Below are 11333 nucleotides of genomic sequence, written 5' to 3'. Positions count from 1 at the left end.
CCGCCATCCACAGCGCCGTGTCCTGGCCCGCCTGGATCGGAATCCACTCGTCGCAGTACTTGGCGACCATGCTGAAGTCCGGCGACAGAACCACGAACTTGGTCCCCTCGGTTCGCGCCTCCGAGATGAAGTGCACGTCGGGGGTACGCGTCATGTTCATGTTCGATGCCATCGAAACAATGAACTTGGAATTGTACCAGTCGGCGCTTTCGCACACGTCGGTCTGATCGCCCCAGATTTCCGGGAACGAGGTCGGCAGGTCGGCGTACCAATCGTAGAAGCTCATCGAGCATCCGCCGAAAAGCGACAAGAAGCGCGTACCGGCCGCAAATGACAGCATCGACATCGCGGGGATCGGCGAGAAGCCCATCACGCGATCCGGACCATGCTTGCGCGCGGTGTACAAACAGGCGGCGGCGATCAGCTCGGTCAGCTCTTCCCACTTCGCACGACGAAAGCCGCCCTTGCCGCGCGCCTTCTGCATGCGCTGACGCTTCTCCTCGTCTTCAACCAGAGAAGCCCAGGCTTGTATCGGATCGGGATACGAAGCTTTTGCCGCCTTCCACATGTCGGCAAGAGGACCGCGAATATAAGGGTACTTCACTCTGATCGGACTGTAGACGTACCAGGAGGCCGAGATGCCGCGCTGGCAGCCACGAGGCTCGTAAGGAGGCAGGCTGCGCTCGAGGAGCGGGTAGTCGGTCTGCTGCATCTCCCAGGTGATGATTCCGTCCTTGACGTAGATCGCCCAGGAGCAGCCACCGGTGCAGTTCACGCCATGCGTGCTGCGGAAGACGTTATCGTGGGACCACCGATTGCGGTAGAACTCTTCCCACTTGCGCTCTCGGGGATTAACAAGGTCAAGTATCCAGCTCATCAGCGTCTCCTCGGTGTGTTCGTCCGGCCGCGCGGCCTGTCGTTACTCAACGCATCACCTTTCGCCGGGAGGTGCTATTCCTCCCGTCGTTTTGTCGCGCGCAGGATTAATCGCGGCGAGTCCGCCCGCTCATTTGCAGGCAAACAAAATTCACCAAACTGGGTTCGGGATAAACACTCCCACTACGATCAGTATCGTGGCAGGAGTCGTCAGCCTTGCGGCGGTTTGGGGGATCCCAGATGATTTCCTAACATAGGCCGGAGTTTTTGTTTTTTGCAACGGCGCAATCCATGCGCGATGCGATGGTCTCCTCTGTGGTAATCGCGATGGTCGACAAGTTAAGCAGCGTTGATGAAGCGCAACTGGCGATGCCTATGTCAAATGCACAACAAAGGCACTCCGTCGTCCAAGCAATTCACGCAAGCGTCTTTCTTCGAGCATAAGCGCTCATCGTTGATCGGATCCGGCAATGCGCAGAATTAAAAATAGGGAATGGAGTATTCCTTTAATGGCCGACAGGAACGGCTAACCGTCTGATGATCTGTTGCGGGCACGATCGTCCATCGTCAGATAATTTTGGACCGGTCGAGCGTTGACGAAGGAATGCCCTGCCTCATCAGGGTTAGAGTTTAAGCGAGTTAAAGCAGGCCTGCAGTCGATGCTTCAAGCGACGGTTTATGACGGTCTCGCGCTTGATGCGCTGACGTTCAGCCAGGATCGTTTCGCTCGGACGAAGTAGCGTCGACAGGCGTGAGGTTAACGATGCTCTCGTGAGAGCGAACATTGTTGTAGCGCTCGACGAGGTGCGGATCTGCCGTGCGAGACAGCAATTATCGGGCATGATGCGGCAAGGTCTGATGCCAGCACTTGATCTTGCCCCGGGTCTATACGGCATGACGCGCGGACGCTGCATGATCGTTCGCGACGTAAGTCGCTCCATTGTCCCACATAAGTCCGAGAACGTTGCCCGGCGTTGATCCAGACTCCAGGCCACGAGTAACTGATCACCGTGACATCGGACGCGTGCGATTGCTCGACCAATCCAATGATCTCGGCCTTTCGATGAGGGAATCGGGCGCTAGAGCTTTTTCGATTTTGGTGGAAACACCTGCCACGAAACGACGCGTGCTCCCTCTCCCATTGGGAGAGGGGTGGGGTGAGGGGTTACAACCTATCGACTGGTCAAAACCCCCTCACCCGGCGCTTCGCGCCGACCTCTCCCCGATGGGGAGAGGTGAAGTATCGTCCAGGTCGATTCCACCAAAATCGAAAAGGCTCTAGCCGGGAAACACAAAGGAGACTGACGAGGTCGGCAAACAAAATGGGACTCGCCGCATGGCCGGCTCTGTGTTTGCGGCCAGCATGACGCCGTATGCGCATGTCATATTTCTGATACAAGCGCATGAAGTCGTTGAAGAGCCGAACCCTTTGTATCGACACGTCGATCGACGGCGGAGACTGGCTTCGCTTAAACAAAACGCGAGGCCATGCCGCAGTTCGTCCGCGCCGATATCAAACTGCAGTTCCATTCATCCGCTAGCGGAACGCCCAATGCGGATGGATCGAGTGCGAGGTGAAGATATCCGAACCGCTCGAAAAATCCTCGCGGCCGCATGCGGATGTCTTGAAGGCGCCAATCGCATAAGGCCCCGCATGCGGGTTGAGTCGCTAAGGGAGCAACGTCAAATTCTTGGAGAGTCATCGAAAGACGAAAGGTCGTCTGTTGATAGATGACCTTAACCGCGTTCGCATGCGCATAAAGAGCGGGCCACGCCTGAATATTTAATGATTAATTTTGCCGAGAAGCACGGTGCTAGAAATGGAGCTATTCATTGCGACCCGTTGGTGCCGTCTATGCACTGGTCCGCTGGTGCTTCAATCATCGCGCGCTTGAAAAAAGATTTGGAGGCAGTTCTGCTGTTGAACGGAAACGCCCTCGCGGCTGACTTCTCGCGACCCTCATCAAATCGGCTTGCACCGCGATGACCAGACAGCTAACCGACACCAATTGTTCGGCTATAGCAGGAGCCCGGAAGATCTCTGGACGCTCAATCAGGTTATTTTCACAAGACGAAAATGTAGCGGCCGCTTGAAGCGCACGGATCCGAAAGCACACGATAGCGCCGCTAACCTTTCTAAGCGAGATGCCCTCGTGGAGGTACTTGCGCGGCCGCCGGCGAGTCAGGTCGTCGCACACAATTTCGTGGTTCTATGCTCCGATACTCTTCCGCGTGGTTCCACGACCGCTTCCTTAAGCTTTTGAGGGAGAGCACCAAAGCAAAGCCCCTGAAAACACGCTGTTTCCAGGGGCCTCGTTGCTGGTTGCGGGGATAGGATTTGAACCTATGACCTTCAGGTTATGAGACGGACGATCAATCGAGTAAATAACTGAAACAAAACAACAATATGATTTTAAAAATAATTGTGTGCTAAAAGTTGTGCTAAAAAAAGGGCTGGAATGATCGAATCATTCCAGCCCTTTGAGTAAGCATAGTACCAAAACGATGCTTATCAAACTGTTATTGAGCACCTCGCTAGGCATCTCGGGTCAATGCTGCCGATACGCCCCAGCTATATACGGGCCACGAACCGTCAGTGCTGTCTTCAAGGGTGAAGTGAATTTCCTTCAGACGCTTCGCCTCCAGCATTCTGAGCATGTCGGAAAACTGCGCCCGCGTGACCTCCAGAGATAGGCTGAGGGACGGCATGTGTTCGGCCTTGAAGAGCGTGCCTGCGTCTGGAAAATCGGTCTTCATTGGAGTTGGGGTCATGAACATGACGATGCCAGGCCAGGTAAAGCGGCCCCCCGGCATAGTCAGCGACGCGGGCATGATCATGTAGGAAAACTCGACAGATTGCCGTGGCGGCCCTGGCTGAACCACCTGTCCAAAGTTGACGGTGCAGGTGCCGAGGATTTCGCCTCGCCAGCTACCGGCGCAAATGCCCGGCAGTTTGAAATCCGACTGTTTCTTCGCTCGGGGCATCTACTTGCGGTACGGCCTAGCCATTCGCTGCCTCTAAAGCCAGATTAGGTTTCGCGTCCGTCGCGTTAAGGTCGAGTTGCCAGTGCTTGCTTAAAATCCCTAACAAGCGCTTCTGCCGCTCAACCAGAAAGGCGGGCTTCCATTCGGCTTGGGATCTGGCTTCGTTCGTCAGGATGAAAGGCGAACTCGTCCCTTTTCCAGTGAAGTAAACATTCTTCTTGGTCTCAAAATCGTAGTTACTGGCTGACGGATTCTTCCGAATGTGAAGCGGTACAAGATTAGCCAGCCGGTGGGTCCAAGACTCTCGCGCCTCTTCATCGGGGAACCACTTCGTCCAATTAGAGTCGACTGGCGGTGTTTGCGGCAATACGTGCTCAAGGGACAAATGGTCGAATGCTTGCTTCTTGCTACCGTCGCTTACAAGTGCTTCGAGGCGCAGCATCAATGCCATCCGAGCTTTTGGGAGACGGCGATAGATATCGCCGTCGAGGGCGGCAATGAACTCCCGCTGCTGCCTCGCAGTGAGAGCTAACGTCGTAAGTGCAATTAAATCACCCTTGAATGAGGCGGGTTCAATTTCCTTGGTTAGGGCTGCGAAGGTTTCGATACGTTCGTTAATACCGACTCGTGTCACAGCGAGAAAATACGTTAGTCGCTCCAACGCCCTGAAAAACTCATTCAACAGAGCAGGCTTGTTTCGGAACTTCTTGAAATAGAGTATCGCCGGCGGCACCCAATCCTTGAAATCAACACGATTTAGCCAGGACAAATAATCGTTGATCGACTCGGCATGCTCTGTTGCCTCGAAGTCTGCCTCTCTGACAAATTCCCATACCTCCGCATACGGAGTAATCACATTGTCGATCAGATCGATCGGGGAATTATACTCTGTCACATTATCCTGAAATTCTTTGACCAGTGTCGCCCGCTGCTTCTGCTTGGTGTAAACGGTGCGGATGTGACCAAACAGTTCTCCAAAAGCCTCTCTGCCAAGCTTGCTCTCGATCTCACTCCACTTCTTCGCGTAAGCATGGCTCTTGGATTCGCCTGCAATCTTTCGAATTGATCCCAGGATGTTCGCCTTAAGAATGTCGATAGGCGCTAGATCAAGACCGCGATTGTTCAAGACCGAAAAGATGCGGTATGCGGCTTCGAGGTCGGGGGTCGAGATGACTACCAGCGAACAATCGTTAGCCAGAAACTTCCATAGCGCGTCTCGGTCCACCGGCGAGAGCTCCGCAATCTTTCTCTGTAGCAAACTGGCATTTTCCCGGTAACGCAGCCGACTGTCGCCAAGCTTCTCCGTGTTCTCAATGAGACGTTCGATGCCTCCGGGCTCTTGGATAAATTTTCGGAAAAAATCAGCATCTTCCTCACGAGCAAGGAGGCGGTACTCATTTTTCTCGCCGAGACTCGCCTTTCCCTTTTTATATAGGAAATCAGTGATGTCGTCAGCGGCGTCCGGCATCGCCGCTCTCAGCGCCGCGAATAACATGGTTAGCGTGCTCAGACGCTGCTGGCCGTCAACGACGGATGATTTCGGCTCCCTATCGTTCTTTATAAGAACAATGCTGCCCAAGAAATACTGGGTTGTAGCTGTAGAGGTTCGAGAATCTTGCATTGCTGAAACAAGATCATTGAAAAGCTCTTCCGTCTGCTCAGTTGTCCAGGCATAGGGCCGCTGATAGTCGGGAATCTCGAATTGATAACTCCCTTCAAAAATTTCCCGAATTAGCTTGTCATGTGCTTCGAGTGTTTTGGCCATCAGTTTCCCCCGTTGAGAGCGACATTCGTTAGATCAGTAGGCTGCGCAGATTTTCCAATACATATTTTGCCATTTGGGCGGACGGCATGCTGTGTATATCCGCTAGTTCAGTGACCGTGGCTTGAACGTCCTTGGGACGCAACGGACGAGCATTGTTCTTTACGAACGGGCCATCGGTTTCCGTCAGCAGCCGGTCAAGCGGCAGCTTTGCGACCAACGCTCGATGCTTTGGATTTCGGAGCATTTCACTATTGATCGAAAAATAGCAGCCATATTCGATAGCGCGCTTTGCTTCGGCGTTCGTCCCGGTAAACCAGTGCAGGACACATTTCACCCCAGTAGGCGAAAGATGTTGTTCGAGATGATCGAGTACTTTGGACGCAGCTCTGATACTGTGAATCGTTAGAATCTTGCTGCCCTGCTCATCACATGCGCGAAGTATGCGTGCGAATATCCGCTCTTGTTCTTCGAAGCTCCGATAGTGTCTTGGCCCAGCGTCCAATCCAACTTCGCCTACATAGCGGGTGTTTTCGAGCAGCTTCTCGAAAAGCGCGATTTCCGAAGCGCGCTCGCATATCAATTGTGGATGGAGGCCAAGGCCTGCGCGAACCATTTGCGAGCCAGACGCGAGTTGATGGTTACGTTGCCATGCTTTCGGCGTTGTGGTTACGGCCAGCGTCGCGACCTTCTCGCGGTCACACTCCTCGATAATGTCCGCGTGATCCGGATACAGATCAAGGTGACAATGGAAATCGACCCATGATGGTCTGACTTTAGCTTCTGGATTCATCAAAGCGGCTTCGCCTTAACTCCGGCGAGCAGAGCCCCGACCTCCCGGAGGCCATCAACATAAACCTTTTCGTAGGCTTTCAGATCATTTGGATGATCGATCAGCGGACCGGGACGATGAATGTCAAACTGGGCGCGCTTCGGGTTGCGATCGAGCTTCGCGAGAGCATATTGGAAGGAACGAACATGATCGCCCTCTGCTTTGTTCGTATTTAGCGGACGGGCCTTCAAATTCGCAATCGCGTAGGAGGTATCATCCTTTCCTAAACCACTGAGCAGCGCCGCGCGGCGAATGAGACATGGCACGCAGTGGCCACAATGCTGAGGCTTTCGAAGGCTCTTGTCTTTCGAGAATCGATATTTGTTTGGCGCTGAGCAGGACATCGTGTTCTTCGCATTCTTCTCAATAAATGCCTTATCGACGCTCTGAGCAATCATCTGGCCCTTTGTCATGTGTCGATATCGGTTCTCAAGAGACGCTGCAATGCCAAGCCCTTGCAGAAGTTCATTGAAGCGAGCCATGTAGAATGGGTGTGTCGTTCTCGTGCTCAGCGATCCGAGACGAAGCGGATCGAGAGAAACATTCAGCGAAATCAGTCCGTTTTCCGGCACATGGATTTTTGTTACGCCGGCGGCATCGGCGGCCAGCGTAGCCAAAGAGAAGAACAGGAATGAGCGGGCGCGCAGCGTGTTTTCTGAGTCGCTTCCCTCGACAGTGTGGTTGGGAAAGCCGACGCGGGCTCGGATGCAGTCCACCCGCTTGCCCGTATAATTCTTCGTCAATTTGTCGATGCAGTAAGTCTGATGCTTGCTGGTGGTGCCATCCCAATAATGGCTGACAAACAGTGGAACCTCCTTACTAGCAAGCAGATCGACTGCGCCGATGAAGCTGTCGAGTCCTCCGGACAACAGACAAATCGAGGTCGGGTGTGCCGTCCTCAGTTTGTGGGCCGCACGTTTAAGGGTTTTCTGAGATGCGATCCTTTTGCGGAAATAGACGCCCCAGCGATCTCCTGTGAGGAAGTTCAGGGTCTTAATGAGCAAGGGGGTCTGCGCTGTCCATAGCGCTGGATCAGAAACCGGCACGTGGAGGTCGATTTCTCTGGTCCATTTGTCCTGCGTATCGCCTCGCGATATGCGGGTATCAGCCGCGGTCAACAGTGCCGCCAGAATGCAGAGGTCAATTGAGGTTTCCGAGGGAACGAGCCCCAGCGCGCCCAGCTGGTCCATCGCCTGACCCAAACCGAATTCCAGGCGGCTCTCGCTCTCTATGAACGAAATCTCAGTGATTTCGCTGTCGACACGAGAGGGCTTCACTGGCGTCTTGTCCGATGCGCCGAGGCGGCAAATTATACTATGGTGTTTCATTCCGCGGCCTCCGACGCCACTGCAACGAGCTCGAACGCGGCTTCGTAAATATCATTCACGAGCGCGGATACCCGGCTGTCGTTCAGGCTCGTCAAACCGTCCAGCTGGTCCAGCAATTCTCCCTTGGTCGTTCCCGACACGAAGTCATGGAGTTGACTTGCAACATTCTCCGCCGCCCTGGCATCGGCTGGTAAGGTTATTCCCCGAGCACCGATATCGTTGATAACGCGGCCTTCGATTGATCGCGCAATGAAGTCGAGAAAGAATTCATTGAGCTGTTCTGGTGTCAGGGTGTCGAAATTTCCGAGACCTTCTTCGGATAAGTCGCAGATTGCGTCAGCCATGGCCTCACGGGCGATCGCTTCATCGAGGGAGCCGCCCGGCGGACACACGAAGTCCATCATCGCGAGAAATACGTCAGCAGCAGGTTGGCCTGCCAGTGACTCCAGATTGAGGCTGCGAAGAGCCGCGACGGCACCCGACTGCTGGACATTCCGGATTACCGTGAGGAGGCGGCTGCCGCTTGCGCGAGATGCGCCCATGCGGCGCGCGGCGCGGCGCGGGCCGCCGTTGCCTGAACGCACGTAACTTGAGAGGGCCTTTTCCAAATAACTGCGGCTGCCCGTGCCGGCAAAACGGGAGAAGTTTGCCTGTGAAGAACCGAAACGCCCCGCGCCTCTCGTCTCCGGCCGTGGAGGCGTCGGCAATGCCGGCGGTGCTACGCCAGGATTGGCGGGCGGTGCCGGATTAGGGTTGGAAGGTTGCCCAGGGCTTGCCGGAGCAGCCGGCACGTTAGGAGCGGGAGCCGCTCCGGGTACGGGATCATCTACCCATGAAGGTACGAGTCCGGTGCCGGGTCCGCCATATGAAGTCGACGTTCCCACGGCCTAACCCTTCTTCTTCAATCTGAGCGCCGCCGTCGCGCTCGTCCGCAGCACAGCATTGTCGTTTTGCTCCGACCAGGTTTTGAGGATCGCGGCAAATTCCGCAATCAACGCCGGATCAGTAAAACATTCACCCCAGCTGGTTGCCCCCCAGGCTCCAAGTTTTGCCATGGGCAGTTCGCTCACAAACGTCAGCAATCGGCGCTGCAAGACAGGATGCGCAGCGACCAAGACGATTAGCCCCTGAATGCCTGGCGGCTCTATGTTGTATTTGTCGTTATCAGCTATGCGGCTACGCAGTGCATCGAACACCTGTTCGGGATCAGTGCCAGTTAGCTTTGCGACTTCGGCTGAACTCTGACGCACCACAAGCCGTCGCCCCATGAGTCGCTCGACGATGGCTTCCAAATGACTGGATGCTGCGAAACTTCCGAAGTAGCCTCGTTTGTCGCGCGTGACGAAGACATATGGCTGCAAATCAACGTCTTTCAGGGGCGGATCGATTGCTGCCCAGCTTCTCGCCCACTCGCTTTCCGCCCACTTCTGAGCCTGCTCTGAAAGTACTTCCGGCTCGGATTCGTCCTTCGCTGATTTCTTGTCCGAACGCTTTGCCGATTTTTCCGTGCGCTTCTGCTCGGCTCGAACATGATCTTCAAGCTCGCCAAGTGCGGCGCATTTTCCATCCCCCGCAGTAGCTGCCAGCCGGGCAATCTGGTCATAGAGGTCAGACGAGAATCTTTCGGCAAGCATCAGCTTCGCTAGAATAGGCGTTTCAATCTCATCCGCGAACTGCCGTTCGACAGCAATCGCGTAGCGAAGCATCATCGAGTTCAGAAAGCGCTTTATCTGGCGCGGATTTCCACGTGTACCCTCGCTCAAGATCTTACTGATATGGGCGGAGAGAACGATCGCCTGTTCGATTTCATCGGGAAGAGAGCCCAACGCTGCGCGTACGATGGTACGATCGAGTCCTTTGCTCTGCCACGGTCTCTGCAAATCCTTGCGAGCGGCATCGAGCAGCTTCTTGAATCTATCGTCGTTTGGGCCGAGTGCGTTCTCCGCGAGAAGCAGAAACACGTACATGCGTGTCTCATTCAGCCCAAGCGCTGGAATGCGGAAGGGAACCTGAATCAGTTTCTCAAGATAGTTTCTTGCGTACGGAACAGGGCCGGAGCTGGGTGGAAGGTCCGGGAAATGTTCTCGAACCGCATATTCTATCATCAACTCGTCGGCCCCGATGACAAATGCCGTGCGGGGAACGAACAGGAAAAGGCGGATTGCTTCGAGTGTCGCGATGGCCGTTTCGGGCAGGCACCGATCAAGGTCGTCGACAATGACGACGAGCTTATCGATGTCCGCGGCATTGAGAAGCTCTTCGAACTCCTTCCTGAACTCGTGAATCTGAGCCGGGAGATGATCGGCTTCCTCCTTGGGTGCCTTTATGTAGTCGCCGATTTGACCCGCAACGGATTTGATATCATCGACGGAGATATGATCTTGCGGCTTCTCAATCACCGACTTCGCGACATCAACGATGCTTTGCAGCTGATCGAAGGTCGGCAGGCCCGTCATTGCCGTGAAAGCGAGACCACCCGTCTTCTTGGCGATCTTTAGCCAATCAACGCGTTTCAGGACTTTGCGAGCGGCTTCAGCGACTTTGGCCGACGCGGGCCGCGCGCGGCGCAGCTCATCCACAATCGTTTCGATGACGACGGTCTTCGCGTCGTCAAACCCCTCGAACGCCCAACCGTTGAACCATAGGCATAAGACACGGTCTTTGCCCTCATAGGCGGCAGACGTCATCTTGAGGACGCTGGATTTTCCAGCACCCCAATCGCCGTGGACGCCTATTGTTACCGCGGAAGATTGCGTCTCGCCGATAAGCTTAACGACGGTTCGTGCAATGGATTCGTAATATAGGAGATCAACTTCTGTCTCCTGATCGCTCAAAAACATGGGCTCCCCCGAAGGGGCAGCCCGGCAAAATTATCTCTCTGTGCTCAGGTCATGCCCCAGTGATACACTTACACGGAAAAGTACAGATTCCGCAATGGCGCAACTTTGCGGCGCATATTTTTATGTCAATCGTTGTGGGCCATAGACTGCGTTTCTGACTCACGGGCTGCTCCAATTATACAGCTTCGCCGCTCTTCGCGATGAACGAAGATCGATACAGCTCTTCTATTTGTGTGATCTCGTCCGCGGTCAGCTCTGCGAACTCATTCTCCTGCGCTCGCTTGGACAGTTTTCCGTCATTCTGCCGAAGGAAGCCGAAGAGATTATTGAGCGTGCGTTCGGGCATGTCGATCATGTTCTCGATGCCGGCCCGGAAGGCGTCGAAACTTCGGAGGAAGTTGGTTTCGTTGGGAAGATCCTGCTCGATCGTCTGACGGACGCACTCATATAAAAATTCGGCGTGCGGCGTCGCGTCGAAGAATCGATAGAAATCGCCGGTATCGTTCAAGACCTTCACATTACCCTTTTGTGTGGCCTCCCATTGAACGCACGGAAGCAGCCTGCTGGAATAGCTCTCCAGCACACCCTTGTATTCGGTGATCCTGTCGAGGATGGCCGAAGACACGGGGAAATGCAGACCTGGCGGATTGAAGCCGCGGCGGGCGAGAACATGGTGCATCAAATAGCGATGAATGCGCCCATTACCGTCT

At 54.7% G+C, this 11333-nt stretch carries 7 protein-coding genes and 1 pseudogene; all 8 read right to left on the bottom strand.

The genetic code is table 11. The features are described 5' to 3' along the window. On the bottom strand, nucleotides 1–877 hold an 877-nt coding region (locus tag BGN91_RS16795; protein ID WP_292615117.1), incomplete at its 3' end, for a molybdopterin-dependent oxidoreductase. A 2534-nt stretch (nucleotides 878–3411) separates the two neighbouring features. After that, a complete protein-coding gene (locus BGN91_RS16790; RefSeq protein WP_292615115.1) occupies nucleotides 3412–3861 on the bottom strand; it encodes a hypothetical protein in 450 nt (149 codons plus the stop codon). A gap of 16 nt (nucleotides 3862–3877) precedes the next feature. Continuing rightward, nucleotides 3878–5626 carry a DUF262 domain-containing HNH endonuclease family protein gene (locus BGN91_RS16785; RefSeq protein WP_292615113.1) on the bottom strand — a complete coding sequence of 583 codons (1749 nt, stop codon included), beginning with the start codon at nucleotides 5624–5626 and terminating at the stop codon, nucleotides 3878–3880. Nucleotides 5627–5654: 28 nt separating this feature from the next. After that, a complete protein-coding gene (gene qatD / locus BGN91_RS16780; RefSeq protein WP_292615112.1) occupies nucleotides 5655–6416 on the bottom strand; it encodes a Qat anti-phage system TatD family nuclease QatD in 762 nt (253 codons plus the stop codon). Continuing rightward, nucleotides 6416–7783, bottom strand: coding sequence for a Qat anti-phage system QueC-like protein QatC (qatC, locus tag BGN91_RS16775; protein ID WP_292615111.1), 1368 nt, complete (start codon nucleotides 7781–7783; stop codon nucleotides 6416–6418). Before qatC ends, qatD begins: the two co-directional genes overlap by 1 nt. Beyond that, nucleotides 7780–8490 carry a Qat anti-phage system associated protein QatB gene (gene qatB / locus BGN91_RS16770; RefSeq protein ID WP_292615110.1) on the bottom strand — a complete coding sequence of 237 codons (711 nt, stop codon included), beginning with the start codon at nucleotides 8488–8490 and terminating at the stop codon, nucleotides 7780–7782. The genes qatC and qatB overlap by 4 nt, the downstream gene beginning before the upstream one ends. A gap of 180 nt (nucleotides 8491–8670) precedes the next feature. Further along, a complete protein-coding gene (gene qatA, locus BGN91_RS16765) occupies nucleotides 8671–10623 on the bottom strand; it encodes a Qat anti-phage system ATPase QatA (RefSeq protein ID WP_292615109.1) in 1953 nt (650 codons plus the stop codon). Between the two features lie 175 nt (nucleotides 10624–10798). Next, a pseudogene (locus tag BGN91_RS16760) lies at nucleotides 10799–11333 on the bottom strand (cell filamentation protein Fic); the annotation flags it as partial.

Source organism: Nitrobacter sp. 62-13, assembly GCF_001896955.1.
Classification (GTDB): Bacteria; Pseudomonadota; Alphaproteobacteria; order Rhizobiales; family Xanthobacteraceae; genus Nitrobacter.
Note: the sequence above shows the minus strand (reverse complement) of the source record. Positions and strands in the feature narration are given on the sequence as shown.

Bases quoted from the DNA above. Each gene is read 5' to 3' on its own strand.
- BGN91_RS16790 (WP_292615115.1), bottom strand. From the start codon at position 3,861: ATGCCCCGAGCGAAGAAACAGTCGGATTTCAAACTGCCGGGCATTTGC.
- BGN91_RS16785 (WP_292615113.1), bottom strand. From the start codon at position 5,626: ATGGCCAAAACACTCGAAGCACATGACAAGCTAATTCGGGAAATTTTT.
- qatD (WP_292615112.1), bottom strand. From the start codon at position 6,416: ATGAATCCAGAAGCTAAAGTCAGACCATCATGGGTCGATTTCCATTGT.
- qatC (WP_292615111.1), bottom strand. From the start codon at position 7,783: ATGAAACACCATAGTATAATTTGCCGCCTCGGCGCATCGGACAAGACG.
- qatA (WP_292615109.1), bottom strand. From the start codon at position 10,623: ATGTTTTTGAGCGATCAGGAGACAGAAGTTGATCTCCTATATTACGAA.